Raw genomic sequence first — 16837 nt, 5'->3', positions numbered from 1 at the left:
GGCTTGACAGGACCTGCAGGACCCGCAGGACCAACCGGGCTTACAGGCGCTACAGGTGCAACCGGACCCATTGGCGCGACCGGGCCAATAGGCTTGACAGGACCTGCAGGACCCGCAGGACCAACCGGGCTTACAGGCGCTACAGGTGCAACCGGACCCATTGGCGCGACCGGGCCAATAGGCTTGACAGGACCTGCAGGACCCGCAGGAGCAACCGGACCAATAGGACTTACAGGAGCTACAGGCGCAACAGGACCCATTGGCGCAACAGGGCCAATCGGACTTACAGGACCTGCAGGACCCGCGGGACCAACGGGCCTTACAGGAGCTACAGGCGCAACCGGACCCATTGGCGCGACCGGGCCAATCGGACCAACGGGAGCAACAGGACCCGAAGGACCAACCGGGCCAATCGGGCTTACGGGACCTGCAGGGCCATCGGGAGCAACAGGACCCGAAGGACCAACCGGGCCAATCGGGCTTACGGGACCTGCAGGGCCAACAGGGCCATCGGGAGCAACAGGACCGGCAGGAGCAACAGGGCCGGCGGGACCCGGATTTGCTAATGGCACTGCATCAGGACAGGTATACCTTACAGGCGGAACACCGTTTTCACCGCAGGCACCGGCAACAATGTCGGGAGATGTAACGATTACATCAGCGGGTGTTACAACAATAACTGATGGGGCCGTTACGACTTCAAACATAAGTGCGGGCGGTACAGCATCATCCACCACTTACCTGAGAGGGGACGGGCAATGGGCAGCACCTGCACCCGGACCGATAGCTGTAACCACAGTAAGTTCAGGCGGTGTAGTATTGAGCACAGCAAACCAATTTGTTTACATAACAAGCAATCATAGCGTACTTTTACCTCCAAATCCACCGGCAGGGCAAACGCTATATTTATTTAGCGAAAGTACAAATGCTACAATTAACCCTAACGGAAAATTTTTCAGGGATGGCGGTTTTAACTACGGGACATCAACATTTAACGAATTTGGAGGGACCACTTCCAAAGGTGTAATCTTGATATTTAACGGAACCTACTGGTTTACTTTCTAATACATATCCAGAATCAACTGAAAGCCTTTTTACATACCGTAAAAAGGCTTTTTCATTTAATGGCAATCCTCAATAATAAAAAATCCTCCCCAAACTTGACAGAAGGGGAGGATTTGAAATACAAAGTATAAACTAATGTAATTATTATGAAAAGAATCTTCATTCTTCACTTTGTAAATATAGGATTACGCCAAAGAAGAGCACTTATACTTTTGCCCTTAAAAATTATAATATTTTACAAAACAAAAAAGCTCCCGTATTACGGGAGCTTCTGTATTATCAGGAGTGCTCTGATTAAAGAGCCGCTACGTGCCTTGTAAGTTTTGACTTCAGGTTAGAAGCCTTGTTGGCGTGAATGATGTTTTTCTTCGCCAGTTTGTCGATCATGGAGATTACAGAAGATAGTTTCTCTGAAGCCTCATTTTTATCAGTAGCCAAACGTATAGCTTTGATAGCGTTACGCGTGGTTTTATGCTGATACCTGTTCAACACCCTCTTCTTCTCGTTTGTCCTTATCCTCTTTAAAGCTGACTTATGGTTTGCCATGTTCTTTTTAACTTAATGTCTTATTATTTCTTTTTGTAGTCCGTAGGGGAATCGAACCCCTGTTGCCAGAATGAAAATCTGAAGTCCTAACCCCTAGACGAACGGACCGTTGCCGTTTTTAAAATTTGTAGCCCGTAGGGGAATCGAACCCCTCTTGCCAGAATGAAAATCTGAAGTCCTAACCGATAGACGAACGGGCCATTTTGTTTCTCTAATGCGGATGCAAAAATACAACTATTTTTTATTTCCGCAAGAGCTAAACAAAAAAATATTAAAAAAATTAATAGGCTCTTGCAAACAGCACCCTTCCTGCCGACGGAGCACCAGTAAACACACAGGTTCCCGCCTCTTCCTTCCTGTCTAAAGGTATGCAGCGGATGGTGGCTTTGGTAAGCTCTTTTATCTTTTCTTCTGTAGCAGGCGTGCCGTCCCAGTGGGCCGATATAAAGCCTCCTTTATTATCCAGCACACCCTTGAACTCTTCAAACGAATTTACCTCGGTAATATGCTCCTCCCTGTAATTCAGCGCTTTTACAAACAAGTTCTTCTGCATTTCCTCCAACAGGTCGCTTATGTAGGTAACAATATCGGCGCTAAGCACTGTTTCTTTTGTAAGATTATCCCTCCTGGCCACTTCAAATGTACCGTTGGCTAGGTCGTTGGGGCCTATGGCAACACGTACGGGCACACCCTTAAGTTCGTATTCATTGAATTTCCAGCCCGGCTTGTGCGTGGTCCTGTCGTCATATTTTACAGAGATGCCAAGCTTCCTAAGCCTCGCCATCAGTTGTTTTGCCTCTTCGGATATGGCCGCGAGTTGCTCATCCCCTTTATATATAGGAACGATAACCACCTGTATAGGAGCCAGGTTTGGAGGCAGCACAAGGCCGTTATCATCAGAGTGTGTCATCACCAACGCACCCATCAAACGGGTAGACACCCCCCATGAGGTAGCCCATACATACTCCTGCTTACCTTCCTGGTTGGCAAATTTCACGTCGAATGCCTTGGCAAAGTTCTGCCCGAGGAAATGCGACGTACCCGCCTGCAGCGCTTTACCGTCCTGCATCAGCGCTTCGATGCAATAGGTCTCTATAGCACCTGCAAAACGCTCATTGGCGCTTTTCACGCCTTTTATAACCGGAATTGCCATGAAGTTCTCGGCAAAGTCGGCATATACATTCATCATTTGTTCCGCCTCGGCAATAGCTTCTGTTTGGGTAGCGTGTGCCGTGTGGCCTTCCTGCCAAAGGAATTCAGCCGTCCTCAGGAACAAGCGCGTACGCATTTCCCAACGCACCACGTTGGCCCATTGGTTGATAAGCAATGGCAGGTCGCGGTAGGACTGTATCCAGCCGCGGTAGGTATCCCATATGATGGTTTCAGAAGTCGGGCGCACGATAAGCTCTTCTTCAAGCTTCGCATCCGGGTCTACCTCAATTTTACCATCTTCGCCGGTTTTAAGCCTGTAATGAGTAACAACGGCACATTCTTTAGCAAAGCCGTCTACGTGGCTTGCCTCCTTACTGAAATATGACTTGGGGATGAACAGCGGGAAATATGCATTCTGGTGGCCTGTCTCTTTAAACATCCTGTCCAGTTCTGCCTGCATTTTTTCCCAGATTGCATAGCCATACGGCTTGATCACCATGCAACCCCTAACCCCCGAATTTTCGGCAAGGTCGGCTTTTACCACCAGTTCATTATACCATTTGGAATAATCCTCTGCGCGCTTGGTTAAATTCTTACTCATTTTAAATTATTTGGCACAAAAATTGTTTATATTTATATTAAAAATAATGCTGTGGCAAAACTAACCATTTTTACACAGTCCAACAATAAAAAAAATACTTATGAAATCTGATTACTTCAACCTGCGATCCCTCTCCCTCTACTCTCTACTGGGAGTTTTCGGCATTGCTGCCACTTCGTGCAGCTCATATAACAGTGTTTCCGGTTCGGATAACGACGGCATATACGGCAATGTACCCCGTAATGATAAAAACGAGCCTGTGTACAACTATAACGACGGCACGGTAACCCAATACCGCGACGGCGAGGTTACGGGCCAAAACGCCAATGGCTACTCAACCTATTTCAACTCGCTACAGGATGAATACCCGCTGGTTGGCGATGTTGAGGACTATAGCTCCTACAGCAATGACAGCATTGTAACTGTACAATCTTATAATTCCAACGCCGGATGGGGTGAAGACACCGACAATGTTACCGTAAATGTATACGGTGGCGCCGGATGGGGCGGTTACCCTTACTATGGCGGTTGGGGCGGATGGGGCTGGCCCTACTACGGTGGCTGGTATGGCAACGGTTGGGGCTGGGGCCTTGGCTATGGCTGGGGTGGCGGTTGGTACGGCGGCGGCTGGGGCCTTGGTTGGGGCTGGGGCGGCGGCTGGGGTGGCTGGTATTCTCCATATTACGGAGGCTGGGGCCACAATCACTACTACAACGGCGGCTATTACGGACACGGCAGGTCAACAGCACATTACACCGGTGGGCGCAGTACCTACTATAACAATGGCGGCAGGTATACACAGGGCAGGCGAAGCACCACAAGCATAACCAACGGCAGGAACACCGCCGGAAGGACTACAAGGTTTACCAATGGCAGCAGCCGCAATACAGGTACTAACGTTGTACGCTCACGCGGAGACAACAATGCTACCTATAACGGCTCATCAAGGAATACGGGCAACAGCCGTAGTACTTATAGCAACTCATCGCGAAACAGCGGCAGCAGCAGGAGCTACACCCCATCCAGAAGCTCTTCGCCATCCCGCAGTAGCGGTTCGTTCAGCACGCCTTCACGCAGCAGCGGAGGCAGCATGGGCGGAGGAAGGTCCGGTGGAGGCGGTGGCGGTTCACGCGGCGGCGGCGGACGCAGGGGCTAATACAAAAAATCATAATGCCCCATGTCATTTTTCAACTGAAAAATGACATGGGGCTTCTTTACTTAATACAGGAATCATGAAGAGAGTCATACTTTCTGCCGCCTTTATTTTAGCGGCAGCGGCAACATATGCACAGCAGGACCTGAACACGGCTGCAGACGCAGTTCGTTATTCTACAGACAATTTAACCGGATCGGCACGCTTCAGGGCGATGAGCGGCGCTTTTGGCGCAGTGGGCGGCGACCTGTCGTCCATTGGTGTTAATCCGGCAGGCGCAGCAGTATTCAATTATAATACCGGGACAGCATCCCTGTCCAATTACAGTACCAGCAATGAAGCCAATTATTTTGGCACAAAAGCAACAAGGAACACCAATGCTTTTGACCTCAATCAACTGGGTGCAGTATTTGTTTTCACAAATTCGAGTGAAGATGCGGTCATGAACAAGTTTACATTAGGCTTTAATTACGAGAACACCAACAGCTATTATAATAAAACAGATGCCATGGGTACCAACCCAACCAACTCGATCGACCAGTACTTTTTACGTTATGCGAACGGTATAGGTGATGAAGGCGGCATACTCCTTGGGACGCTCCGCAATGCCTACTTTGATGAGCTGAACTTTATCGACCAGCAGGCCTACCTTGGCTACAATGCATATATATTCGACCCTTTAACCGATAATAATGACAATACCGAATATGTAAGCGCTGTTCCCAATACCGGCAACTACTATCACGAGAATTACACCTCAACACGCGGTTATAATGGCAAGATGGCGCTCAACTTTGCCACACAGCTAAAGCAACGCTTCTACCTCGGGGCCAATATCAACTTCCATTTTACGGATTATGTTAAGACCACCAGCATGTATGAGGACAACAACAACCCATCGGCTACCGGCCTCCGTGCCGTCAGGTTTGACAATGAGCGCTATACCTACGGAGGTGGTTTTTCATTGAATTTGGGAGGTATCGTAAAGATAACCGAACAGCTGAGGGCCGGGGTGGCCTACGAATCTCCTACCTGGTACAGGCTGCAGGATGAGATAACACAGCGCATTTCATCTTTCTGCCCCGATTGTGATGCCAACACATCAAACGACAGTTTTGTAACCAATCCGGGCATAACATTCGTTTTTGACGATTATACCATCAAAACACCTTCAAAATGGACAGGCAGCCTTGCTTATGTATTCGGTAAGAACGGACTGGTAAGCGTGGATTACTCCATTAAGGATTTCAGCAAAACGGAGTACAGGAACGCCCGATATGAAACGATCAACCAGGAACTTTCAGATAACATGACTGTGGCCGGTGAGCTTCGGGTAGGCGCCGAATACCGTATAAAGAACTTCAGCCTGCGTGGTGGCTACCGATTTATGGAAAGCCCTTATAAAGACGGCAGGACCATGGGCGACCTTACAAGTTATACCGGCGGGCTTGGCTATTCATTCGCCAACTCAAGAATCGACCTGGCTTACGCATGGTACCAGCGCAAAAATGACATGCCGCTGCTTACCGCAGGATTTACTGACGCTGCCAGGGTAACCAGCACCAACAACAACGTAACGATATCCTACACGATTGACCTGTAGATTTTTCATCTCTATTATATTAAAGCCATCCCTTTTAATTCGGGATGGCTTTTTGTTTACAATCATCCGCGCCCGGAACTGTAACCGCAAACTTTACCGTTTAAATAGCCAATCTGTCAATAAATTATATTAATTTTGCACTCCAATTTTCAACTTCATGAGAACCAAATCGTTAAAGAAGAATAAGATCAATGTAATCACCTTGGGATGCTCCAAGAATGTGTACGACAGCGAAGTGCTGATGGGACAGCTGCGTGCAAGCGGCAAGGACGTAACCCACGAAGCGCCCGCCCATGAGGAAGGTAATATTATTGTGATCAACACCTGCGGGTTCATTGACAATGCAAAAGAAGAGTCGGTTAACATGATCCTGAACTATGTTGACAAGAAGGAACAGGGCATTGTGGATAAGGTTTTTGTAACCGGATGCCTTTCAGAGCGCTACAAGCCGGACCTTATTAGAGAGATCCCGAATGTAGACCAGTATTTCGGCACCACCGAACTCCCGGGATTACTGAAAGCATTGGGAGCCGACTACAAGCACGAATTGCTTGGCGAGCGACTTACTACCACCCCAAAAAACTACGCCTACCTGAAGATTGCCGAAGGGTGCGACCGCCCATGCAGTTTCTGTGCCATACCTTTAATGAGGGGCAAGCACGTTTCGCAGCCTATTGAAAAACTGGTTAAGGAAGCGGAAGGCCTTGCGCGCAATGGCGTAAAAGAGCTGATACTTATTGCGCAGGACCTTACCTACTACGGCCTGGATCTTTATAAAAAACGTAACCTGGCAGAGCTGCTTGAAAACTTAGTGAAAGTAGAAGGCATCGAGTGGATAAGGCTGCATTATGCATTCCCGTCCGGATTCCCAATGGATGTACTGGAATTAATGAACCGCGAGCCAAAGATTTGCAACTACATTGATATACCATTGCAGCACATCAGCGACAGCGTACTGAAGTCGATGCGCCGTGGCACGACACAGGAGAAAACAACGAAGCTGCTTAAAGAGTTCAGGCAGGCCGTTCCCGGCATTGCCATCAGGACTACACTGATTGTAGGCTATCCGGGCGAAACGGAAGAAGATTTCCAAATCCTTAAAAACTGGGTGGAAGAAATGCGTTTTGAGCGCCTGGGTTGTTTTGCCTATTCCCACGAAGAAAACACACACGCCTACCTGCTTGAGGATGATGTGCCTGCTGAAGTGAAGCAGCAGCGTGCCAACGAGATCATGGAGATACAATCGCAAATATCCTGGGAGCTCAACCAGGAAAAGATAGGCCAGACCTTCCGCTGCATCATCGACAGGAAAGAAGGCAGCCACTTTGTAGGCCGTACTGAATTTGACAGCCCTGATGTGGATAACGAAGTCCTTATCGACGCTACGCAGGTATATTTGAAAACCGGAGAGTTTGTAAATATTACAATTACTGATGCTACTGAGTTTGACCTTTACGGCATTCCGGCAGACATAAAAATTGAGGCATAATATTTGGAAAGCTAAAGGAGACTTTAGCTTTTTTTATTAAGTTTGATGAATATTAATTCCCCATGAAACTGAAACTTACCTACATACTGTTATTCTTCGCATTCTTTTTCTCCGCAACAACCTATGCCCAGGTAAACCGGAGCATAGCCCGTGAGCAATACAAGCGCCCTAAAAAGGATAAGAAAAACTATGATTTTGTAGAACAGTCGGTAAATTACCTGACAAAGGAGCTTAAACTGGACGATTTCCAAAAGGCCGCAGTAAAAGATATCCTTGAAGGCGAAAGGACAGCTATAACTGAATTGAGTGAAGACCGCGAGATGATGTCTGACGTGAGGGCGGACAAAGCCCGTGATATTTCTAACAGGATATACAAAAAAGTCCTCCCCCTGCTTTCTAAAGACCAGGCCGAGATTTACACCAAAATGGAGGAATCCAAGAAATTCTAAAGCACCAGCAGGCCGTACTCCCTCAGCGTGTTGACAGGCTTGCTGTACCAGAACAGCTCGAAATCTTCCTGAGTGCTCTCATAGTCCTTTTTCGCCTGCGCGAAAGTAGTGGTTCCTGTATTTTGCACAGAAGCCTTTTCCAGGAAATCCGCCAGCCAATCGCCGTTTTCCTTGGAAACCTGGATGGAATAGCTTTCCTTCTTATCGTGTAAAGCCAGCTCTGCCATTTCAAATGACCTGCCTTTTTTGCTTTTTGTAAAATAAGAAATTACAGGCTTCCCTCCCATCCAGACCAGCTTTGCGGTAGGCTTAATGTTCAGGCTGTCGTCTTCCTGCAATACAGCATAGATATAATCCTCCGGCACCTTGGTACGCGGCACCTTGAATTCGAACCAGTCCTGCAACGGGTAGTCAAAGCATATCCCGTGCATATAGTTGAACAGGGATTTTTTCAGCCCAAAACTGAACTTGTCGTGGTTGGCACCGCTGTTGTCGGTAAACAGGATATCATTGTTGGCAAAACTGCCCACAATGTCGCTGTCTTTCACCACACTGAATTTTTCGGGATACAACCCAACAGGGCTGTGCGCGGTCATGGCAAACTGATGCCAGAACCCCGATTGCAATATGCCTGTTTCGAACATCTGGCGCACCATTTCAAGGGAGTCGATGGTTTCCTGGGCCGTTTGCGTTGGGAAGCCATACATCAGGTAGGCATGCACCATGATGCCTGCTTCGGTAAAGTTGCGGGTCACACGGGCTACTTGGGCTACGGTTACTCCTTTCTGTATCAGTTCCAAAAGCCTGTCTGATGCTACTTCCAGCCCTCCTGATACCGCAATGCACCCCGAAGCCTTAAGCAACCGGCACAGGTCGGCAGTAAAGCTTTTCTCGAAGCGGATGTTGGTCCACCACGTTACGGCCAGGTTGCGTCGGAGAATCTCCAGCGCCACTTCGCGCATTAGTGCAGGGGGCGCGGCCTCGTCCACAAAGTGGAAGCCGTTCTGCCCGGTTTGGGCAATCAGTTCCTCCATACGGTCGACCAACAGCCGGGCCGCAACAGGTTCGTAAATCTTTATATAGTCAAGAGATATGTCGCAAAATGTGCACTTGCCCCAATAGCATCCGTGTGCCATGGTGAGCTTGTTCCAGCGGCCGTCGCTCCACATGCGGTGCATGGGGTTCACAATCTCGATAACCGAAATGTAACTATCGAGTAATAAATCGGAATAATCGGGCGTACCTACTTCGGATTGCTTATAGTCCTTACAACCGGAGTTGTCGATGTATTTTATTTCCCCATCCACGAGAGTGAACGTGCGTTTTAGTGCTGACACTTCCCTCCTGCCCTCGATATGCTCAATGAGGCATTCGATAGGCGCTTCGCCATCGTCGAGCGTAATGAAATCGAAAAACTCCATAACGCGTTTGTCGGCCAGCGAGCGTAATTCGGTATTGGGGAAGCCACCACCCATCACGGTTTTTACCCCGGGGAAATGCTGTTTTATATACTGTGCACTCCTGAAAGCCGCATACAGGTTACCGGGGAACGGCACCGAGAAACACACCAGTTGCGGATTGACCTCCTTCATCCTTTCCTGCAGCAATTCAACCAGCAGCTTATCGATATAGGTGTACGGCTGTTGCAGGCTTTCATAAAGTTCGTCAAATGAATTGGCCGAGCGCCCGAGCCTCTCGGCATAGCGGCTGAAGCCAAAATGTGGGTCGATGCACTCTACAATAAGATCGGATATGTCCTCAAGGTACAGCGTGGCAAGGTGCTTTGCCCTGTCCTGTGTGCCCATGCTGCCGAAAGCCCAGTCCAATTCCTCAAGCTGCGTAAACCGCGAAGCCTCGGGCAGGAAGTCTTCACTGCATATCAGGTGCGACAGTGTGGGGTTCTTGCCTTGCAGGAAGAGCATTACAGGATCAATGGTTTTGAGGTATTCGGTTTTCAGGGCGAGGATGCGCTCCGAGTTTGGGGTTCGGGGTTGAGAGTTCGGAGTTTTGGGTTGTGACATCTCGACTGCGCTCGATTTGACATCGCGTTCCTCAAGTTTGTGATTTGGGATTTGTGATTTGGAATTTCTTTCAATCTCCCCAAATAAATCGGTTAATCCCTGCTTTGAAAACAGCTTTAAAATAACTTCAATGCCCAGGTCGGCCTGGAAGGACGCGATGCCCTTTGTATTGAGGAAACCCTTCAGGTAGGCGGTCGCCGGGTAAGGCGTATTGAGCTGTGTGAAGGGCGGTGTTATTAAAAGGGCTTTGGTGTTCAAAATAGTGGATTAAAGTGCAAAGGTAGGGGATATTTTCGGGATTGGGAAGTGAAGGGATTTTGGGTATATTTACTTATAATAATTTATCACTATGAGAAGTATATTTGTTTTAGCTACAATAACCCTCTCAACACTCGCCTCCTGTCGCAAGGAACATACAGAAAATATTTCTATAAAAGAAACTATAGAAGAAAAAACCGATTCAATTAAGACAGCTGAAAATACGGAAGATATTTATAAAAGGCCTAACTACATTATTGCTGACCTTGACGGAGATAAGTTGCAAGACAGCGTAATAATTATAACCGATCCTGTAAACAAAAAGGAAGGCTTCCGGATTGTATACGCTAATAAAACAACTGACACTATTGGTATGGGCAGGGAAGTTGTGGGACAAGGATTTGATGACATTAGTTGGGCAGGAATTTTTGAAAAGGCACCAAAAGGCGAAAAATACGTTAATAATGTAGACGAAAATGGTGAGTTTATAGATATAGAAGAAATACCGGAAAAGGACTGGATAACATTGCCAAATGACGCAATATACATACACATGGTAGAATCGTGTGGTGGGGGCATTATCTACCTGGACAAGGGTGAGTACAAATGGATTCAGCAAGAATAACAACCCTGCCTATCCCTTTTTTCCGTAATTTTACACAAAACAAATTACAATGCCATCAGACTGTACCAGCTTCCAGAGCTCAGGATATTTTACCCCGCTAATTAATGATTACCTCGACCAAAAAGATAACCTGAAGCCGCTGTACAACCGTTTCCCCACCCTTGAAAATTTTAAGCTACAGATAGAAGAAAAGCAGGGAAATTATAACCCTGAATTTCGCAGTGTACTGGTTACTGCCCTACAGCAGCAATACAACGCCGTTAATGCATCAACGCTCACTGTTCAAAATATACAGTTACTGAGCAACGGCAAAACCTTTACCATAACCACCGGCCACCAGCTCAACCTTTTCACCGGGCCGCTGTATTTCCTCTACAAGATTATTTCGACCATCAACCTGACAAAAGAATTAAAGGTCGCATATCCTGAGTATAACTTTGTACCTATGTACTGGATGGCAACGGAAGACCACGATTTTGAGGAAATCAATTACTTCAATTTTAAAAATAAAAAGATTACCTGGCCGCGCGAAAGCTCAGGGCCTGTAGGGCGGCTTTCTAACAATGGCCTTGATGCCGTACTCGAGGTTTTCAGTAAGGAACTCGGGCCGGGCAATAACACGGAGTGGCTGAAGTCACTGTTTAGAAAAGCCTACCTCGAGCACGCCAACCTTGCCGATGCCACTCGCTACCTGGCCAATGAAATTTTTGGTGAATACGGCTTAGTGATCATCGATGCGGACACGCCCGAACTGAAAAGGCTGTTCATGCCCCATGTAAAAGAAGAGTTGCTGCACCAAACCTCGCACCACAAAGTCGCTGAGGCATCAGAATCATTGAAAAAGTATAAAATCCAGGTCAACCCCAGGGAAATCAACCTGTTTTACATTGAGGACAATATACGGGAACGTATCATTTTGCAGGAGGGTACTTATTACGTGAATAATACGGAACTGAAATTTACAGAAGCCGAACTGCTGGCACTACTGGAAAGCAACCCTGAAAAATTCAGCCCTAACGTTATCATGCGGCCACTGTACCAGGAAGTGATACTGCCCAACTTATGCTACATCGGCGGTGGCGGTGAATTGGCCTACTGGCTGGAATTGAAGTCGTATTTCGAAGCCGCAGGAGTTACTTTTCCAATAGTATTGCTACGGAATTCGGTAGTGCTGGCTACGCAAAAACAGGCCGACAAACTGGACAGGCTCGGATTGACGTGGGCGGATATGTTCTCGAAACAACAGGACCTGGTGAACCGGAAAGTGCAGGTTTTTTCGGAATTCCAACTTGACTTCACCGAACAGAAGGAGTTCCTGAAAGCGCAGTTTGAAAAGCTTTCGGCCATGGCTGAAAAAACAGACGTATCGTTTACCGGCGCTGTAAAGGCACAGGAGTTAAAACAGCTGAAGGGGCTTGAAAACCTTGAGAAACGCCTATTAAAAGCCGAAAAAAGAAAGCATGCCGATGAATTGGGGCGGATTACCTCCATCCAGAATGAGCTATTCCCAAACAACAGCCTGCAGGAGCGCAAGGCCAACTTTGCAGAGTTCTACCTTGAGTTTGACGGCAAGCTATTGGAGGAATTATTCAGGCGGCTAAAGCCTCTGGAGCAGGAGTTTAATGTAGTGGTGCTTTAATAATTTTTGTACATTTATGGAATAAATTATACGCCATGAATATCGCTAAAGAAAAAGAACGCTTAAAGATGGCCATCGATAAGGTTGATGATCCGGAGATACTGGAAAGGATAAACTATGTTCTCTCTGGATCGGAAAGAATTTCCATTACCGATGAGCAACTATCAATCGCAATGGAAAGCAGGGAAGAATATTTTAGGGATCCCTCAACAGGAATGTCTTTAGAAGACTTTGAAGCACATATGAAAAAGAAATATGGCTTTTAAAGAGGTTATCTCGCGTGTAGCCCAAATTCATATCAATGATGCTTTTTACTACTACGAATCACAACAACATGATCTTGGCTTACGATTTTTTATCGAATTCAAGAATGCTGTCAGATACATTTTGTTAGACCCATATCTGTTCCCTGTAAAATCTAAAAATCTGAGGGAGCTTAAGCTATCGGTATTTCCATATATTATCATTTACGAAATCGTTGATGACATTGTAATTATAGCAGCAGTTTTCCACACTTCGCAAAATCCTAAAAAGAAACCTAGTAAATAATATGGATTTGATGTAAAAACGATTATTTTTGCACCAAATTTTAAAAAAGACTATGGCTACTAACAGGACATTTACAATGATCAAGCCGGATGCTGTTGAAGGCGGACACATCGGCGGTATTTTATCAATGATATCTGAAGCAGGATTCAGGATCGTATCTCTAAAGCTTACGCAGCTTACAGTTGCTGACGCACAGGCATTTTACGCTGTTCACAGTGCAAGGCCTTTCTACGGCGAACTTGTTGAATTCATGTCAAGGGGTCCAATCGTAGCTGCCATCCTTGAAAAAGAAAACGCTGTTGAGGATTTCAGGACGCTTATCGGCGCTACTAACCCTGCTGATGCTGCCGAAGGCACTATCCGTAAAAAATATGCTAAATCTGTGGGCGAGAATGCCGTTCACGGTTCTGACAGCGATGAGAATGCCGCTATCGAAAGCGCTTTCCATTTTGCAGGCAGGGAGCAGTTCTAATACAGGACAAGCAAACACACTATATGAAAATGCCGCTTTTTGAGCGGCATTTTTTTATTTATCTAAGTACAACAGTCGTTACCACTTCCCTTTTCAGTTCTTCATTGATCATCTTTACGATCTTTTCCTTGCCATAGCTCAGCTCTTCGCGAAGTACCGCCGATGTCAGTTCTACATACAGCGTCGTACCTTTAAGCATTACATCGCGCGTGTAGTTATTCACGCCATTGCCCATGAGGTTCTTCCAGGCATCGCGCACATCGATCTTGTCCATGCCGGACTGCAGGTTGTTGGCCTGCATGAATTCCTTCAGCACGTCGCTTATGCTATTTTCCCCGTTCAGCCGCTTTGCCATTATTTTACTGTAAAAGGTTCTGCTCTCTTATAATGATACTCCATATCGTGGTTGTTCTTAACAACAAGTTCGTCTTCATCCAATGATAATATTTCTTCTTCCCATTTCGCATATTGCGTAGTGTAGCCAATAAAAGTCTTTCCTTCTTTTTCGGCAATAACGATCTTTTCCGAAACGTCATTTGCCAGGTATTTACCGTCAAATTGCGGCATCACTTTTTTACGGAAGCCCTCCTTGCCTTTCAGCTCGAAATAATCGATAGTTGGGTTTACCTTATAATCTTTATGTGAGCCATCCGGCATCACGACCTCCTGTATTTCCCAGTAGCCGTTCAGGTGTTTTAAGTTATCTTCCGATACCTTACCGCACGAAACTGCAGTAATTAAAACCAGCAGCAATATCAACTTTTTCATCCTCTTAATTTGAAGCGTAAAATTACTCAATATTTCGATCAACGGTTTAAACTATTTTATACTTTTAAAGTCTAAGAGAAAAACAAGCCATGAAAAAAACTTTCCTGTTCCTGCTGACCGTGATTACTGTAGGTTGCAGTTCTTCTGATAGTGAAACACCCCAAGAAAACCCCGATACCGAAGCCATGTACTTCCCCGATAACGGCACGGATGTATGGGAAACCAAAGACAGGGCAACGCTTAATTGGAATGAGGCTGCTGTCCAGCCTTTGCTGGATTACCTTGAGCTAAAACACAGCCGCTCATTCATTATACTCGTCAATGGCCGAATCGTGATGGAGGAATACTTTAACGGCCATACGGCCACAACGCCATGGTATTGGGCAAGTGCCGGAAAAACCCTGACCGCTACCGTTACCGGCATAGCTGAACAGGAAGGTTTTTTGGATATCAATGACAAGGTCTCGGATTATTTGGGTACAGGCTGGACAAGTGCACCATTGGCAAAAGAAAACCTTATAACCAACCGCCACCTGCTTACCATGACCTCCGGTCTGGATGACGCCAATGGTGATGACGTATCGCCTGCAAACCTGGAATACAAAGCCGATGCCGGCACACGCTGGGCTTACCACAATGTGTATGTAAAATTGCAGGATGTGGTTGCCGAAGCTACAGGCCAAAGCTGGAACGACTATTTTACAGCCAAAATAAAAACACCGCTGGGCATGACAGGAACCTGGCTGGAAAGCGGTGAAGACCTTAGCGTATACTGGAGCACTGCCCGCAGCATGGCCCGATTTGGATTGCTTGCTTTGAATAACGGAAAATGGAAAAACCAGCAAATCATCAATGCCGGTTATTTTTCCGATGCGACAACTACCTCTCAGAACATCAATAAGTCATACGGGTACCTATGGTGGCTTAATGGAAAGGAAAGCTACCACATGCCGCAAACGCAGTTTGAATTCAATGGCGAACTTATTCCTACCGCCCCGGCCGATATGTATATGGCTTTAGGCAAAAACGACCAGAAAATTTACGTGATCCCTTCTAAAAAAATGGTGATCATCCGTATGGGCGATGCCGCCGATGAGGAGAATTGGGCGCTATCCGGGTTTGATGAAGACTTGTGGGAGAAGATTAGTGCTGTGATCGACTAAGAAAGCAAATGATTCATGAAATAGTTCTGAATTTGCAGTGTAAACAATGATACTCCTGAGAGTATAAGTACGGAACTGATGAGAAACACCCAAAACAGCTTTTTAGTTTTCAGGTAGATTGCCATCAACACTATCACTACAAAATAGCAACCCATCATAACAAAACTATAATTCCGGATACCCGTCAACAGGCTATCCGGAATTAAAGGATTACTTAGGTTATAGCATGATTGCAAATATCGCACAGCTACAATTAAAAGCTGGATTATAGCTATCACCAAAACAACAATGGCAATTATTTTTCTGTCCCTTTGCTGCATTACTTAAAGAACGAATCCACAAATTCATGCTTATTAAATACCTGTAGGTCTTCGATGCCTTCGCCTACGCCAATATATTTAACAGGGATTTGGAACTGGTCGGAGATGCCGATAACAACACCACCCTTGGCTGTGCCGTCGAGTTTGGTAACAGCAAGGCAGCTCACTTCGGTGGCGGCAGTGAATTGCTTAGCCTGCTCGAAGGCATTTTGCCCCGTAGAACCGTCAAGTACTAAAAGTACGTCGTGAGGCGCATCGGGAATGACCTTCTGCATCACCTTTTTCACTTTGGTAAGTTCGTTCATCAGGTTGATCTTATTGTGAAGGCGGCCTGCAGTATCAATGATAACCACATCGGCATTCTGGCTTACGGCGCTTTGCAAGGTGTCAAACGCCACCGAAGCCGGGTCGCTTCCCATCTGCTGGCGAACTATAGGAACCCCTACCCTGTCCGCCCATATCTGCAGCTGGTCGATGGCAGCCGCCCTGAAGGTATCGGCTGCACCAAGCACTACATTATGTCCTGCTTTTTTGAACTGGTAGGCCAGCTTGCCTATGGTCGTGGTCTTGCCTACACCATTCACACCAACAACCATCAAAACGTATGGCTTCTTGTTGGCAGGCACATCAAATTCTGTTGCCTCTCCGGAATTGGTTTCCGACAGCAGGCCCGCGATTTCTTCGCGCAATATCTGGTTGAGTTCATCGGTACCAAGGTATTTGTCCCGTGACACACGCTCCTCAATACGCTCAATGACCTTAAGGGTAGTATTTACACCGACATCCGAGGACACAAGGATCTCCTCAAGGTTATCCAGTACCTCATCATCTACTTTTGATTTTCCGGCTACGGCTTTGGAAAGCTTGGAAAAGAAGGATGTTTTTGTTTTTTCGAGGCCTTTGTCCAGTGTTTCCTTCTTTTCAGAAGAAAATATTTTCTTAAAAAAGTTCATAGTTGCAAATA

General features: G+C 46.6%; 16 protein-coding genes, 2 tRNA genes and 1 pseudogene. 11 read left to right on the top strand and 8 right to left on the bottom strand.

Annotated elements, in window-relative coordinates:
* Window positions 1-1065, top strand: a pseudogene (locus tag OGH69_RS05810) (collagen-like protein); the annotation flags it as partial.
* A gap of 294 nt (window positions 1066-1359) precedes the next feature.
* Here OGH69_RS05810 and rpsT read toward each other — a convergent pair.
* The 4 genes from rpsT to proS form a co-directional block, all read right to left on the bottom strand.
* Complete coding sequence (gene rpsT / locus OGH69_RS05805) at window positions 1360-1611, bottom strand: 30S ribosomal protein S20 (protein ID WP_265173505.1); 252 nt, start codon at window positions 1609-1611, stop codon at window positions 1360-1362.
* A gap of 36 nt (window positions 1612-1647) precedes the next feature.
* Window positions 1648-1719, bottom strand: a tRNA-Glu gene (locus OGH69_RS05800).
* 20 nt (window positions 1720-1739) lie between these two features.
* Window positions 1740-1811: transfer RNA gene (locus OGH69_RS05795), tRNA-Glu, on the bottom strand.
* A gap of 80 nt (window positions 1812-1891) precedes the next feature.
* Window positions 1892-3364 carry a proline--tRNA ligase gene (gene proS, locus OGH69_RS05790; RefSeq protein WP_265173504.1) on the bottom strand — a complete coding sequence of 491 codons (1473 nt, stop codon included), beginning with the start codon at window positions 3362-3364 and terminating at the stop codon, window positions 1892-1894.
* A 100-nt stretch (window positions 3365-3464) separates the two neighbouring features.
* Here proS and OGH69_RS05785 point away from each other — a divergent pair, with 100 nt between their 5' ends.
* The 4 genes from OGH69_RS05785 (at window position 3465) to OGH69_RS05770 (ending at window position 8058) form a co-directional block, all read left to right on the top strand.
* Window positions 3465-4520, top strand: a complete 1056-nt coding sequence (locus OGH69_RS05785; protein ID WP_265173503.1) for a hypothetical protein — start codon at window positions 3465-3467, stop codon at window positions 4518-4520.
* A gap of 76 nt (window positions 4521-4596) precedes the next feature.
* Window positions 4597-6120 (top strand): OmpP1/FadL family transporter, encoded by a 1524-nt coding sequence (locus OGH69_RS05780; RefSeq protein WP_265173502.1) that lies wholly within the window; start codon window positions 4597-4599, stop codon window positions 6118-6120.
* 157 nt (window positions 6121-6277) lie between these two features.
* Window positions 6278-7609: a 30S ribosomal protein S12 methylthiotransferase RimO gene (rimO, locus tag OGH69_RS05775; protein WP_265173501.1), complete on the top strand. Its 1332-nt coding sequence runs from the start codon at window positions 6278-6280 to the stop codon at window positions 7607-7609.
* Between the two features lie 62 nt (window positions 7610-7671).
* Window positions 7672-8058 (top strand): hypothetical protein, encoded by a 387-nt coding sequence (locus OGH69_RS05770; RefSeq protein WP_265173500.1) that lies wholly within the window; start codon window positions 7672-7674, stop codon window positions 8056-8058.
* Here the strand turns inward: OGH69_RS05770 and OGH69_RS05765 are convergent.
* Window positions 8055-10337, bottom strand: coding sequence for a B12-binding domain-containing radical SAM protein (locus OGH69_RS05765; protein ID WP_265173499.1), 2283 nt, complete (start codon window positions 10335-10337; stop codon window positions 8055-8057). The two genes, OGH69_RS05770 and OGH69_RS05765, sit on opposite strands and share 4 nt — an antisense overlap.
* A gap of 91 nt (window positions 10338-10428) precedes the next feature.
* Between OGH69_RS05765 and OGH69_RS05760 the strand changes: the two genes are divergently transcribed.
* From OGH69_RS05760 to OGH69_RS05745, 5 genes are read left to right on the top strand one after another with little or no spacing between them, the layout of a single operon-like run.
* On the top strand, window positions 10429-10962 hold the full coding sequence (locus OGH69_RS05760) for a hypothetical protein (protein ID WP_265173498.1): 534 nt from the start codon (window positions 10429-10431) through the stop codon (window positions 10960-10962).
* Window positions 10963-11011: 49 nt separating this feature from the next.
* Window positions 11012-12601, top strand: coding sequence for a bacillithiol biosynthesis cysteine-adding enzyme BshC (gene bshC, locus OGH69_RS05755; RefSeq protein WP_265173497.1), 1590 nt, complete (start codon window positions 11012-11014; stop codon window positions 12599-12601).
* 35 nt (window positions 12602-12636) lie between these two features.
* A complete protein-coding gene (locus OGH69_RS05750; RefSeq protein ID WP_265173496.1) occupies window positions 12637-12867 on the top strand; it encodes a hypothetical protein in 231 nt (76 codons plus the stop codon).
* Window positions 12857-13150: a type II toxin-antitoxin system RelE/ParE family toxin gene (locus tag OGH69_RS18255; protein WP_372339331.1), complete on the top strand. Its 294-nt coding sequence runs from the start codon at window positions 12857-12859 to the stop codon at window positions 13148-13150. The genes OGH69_RS05750 and OGH69_RS18255 overlap by 11 nt, the downstream gene beginning before the upstream one ends.
* 52 nt (window positions 13151-13202) lie before the next feature.
* A complete protein-coding gene (locus OGH69_RS05745) occupies window positions 13203-13622 on the top strand; it encodes a nucleoside-diphosphate kinase (protein WP_265173495.1) in 420 nt (139 codons plus the stop codon).
* 58 nt (window positions 13623-13680) lie between these two features.
* On the opposite strand, the gene OGH69_RS05740 is transcribed toward OGH69_RS05745, so the two are convergent.
* Both OGH69_RS05740 and OGH69_RS05735 read right to left on the bottom strand, forming a co-directional pair.
* Window positions 13681-13977 (bottom strand): DciA family protein, encoded by a 297-nt coding sequence (locus OGH69_RS05740; protein WP_265173494.1) that lies wholly within the window; start codon window positions 13975-13977, stop codon window positions 13681-13683.
* Window positions 13977-14390 (bottom strand): lipocalin family protein, encoded by a 414-nt coding sequence (locus OGH69_RS05735; RefSeq protein WP_265173493.1) that lies wholly within the window; start codon window positions 14388-14390, stop codon window positions 13977-13979. The genes OGH69_RS05740 and OGH69_RS05735 overlap by 1 nt, the downstream gene beginning before the upstream one ends.
* A gap of 89 nt (window positions 14391-14479) precedes the next feature.
* Here OGH69_RS05735 and OGH69_RS05730 point away from each other — a divergent pair, with 89 nt between their 5' ends.
* Window positions 14480-15553, top strand: coding sequence for a serine hydrolase domain-containing protein (locus tag OGH69_RS05730; RefSeq protein ID WP_265173492.1), 1074 nt, complete (start codon window positions 14480-14482; stop codon window positions 15551-15553).
* Window positions 15554-15872: 319 nt separating this feature from the next.
* Here the strand turns inward: OGH69_RS05730 and ftsY are convergent, their stop codons facing one another.
* Window positions 15873-16826, bottom strand: coding sequence for a signal recognition particle-docking protein FtsY (gene ftsY, locus OGH69_RS05725; RefSeq protein WP_265173491.1), 954 nt, complete (start codon window positions 16824-16826; stop codon window positions 15873-15875).
* Window positions 16827-16837: the final 11 nt, after the last annotated feature.

It is taken from the genome of Flavobacterium sp. MFBS3-15 (assembly GCF_026107645.2).
In the GTDB taxonomy this organism is placed as follows: domain Bacteria; phylum Bacteroidota; class Bacteroidia; order Flavobacteriales; family Flavobacteriaceae; genus Flavobacterium.
Note: the sequence above shows the minus strand (reverse complement) of the source record. Positions and strands in the feature narration are given on the sequence as shown.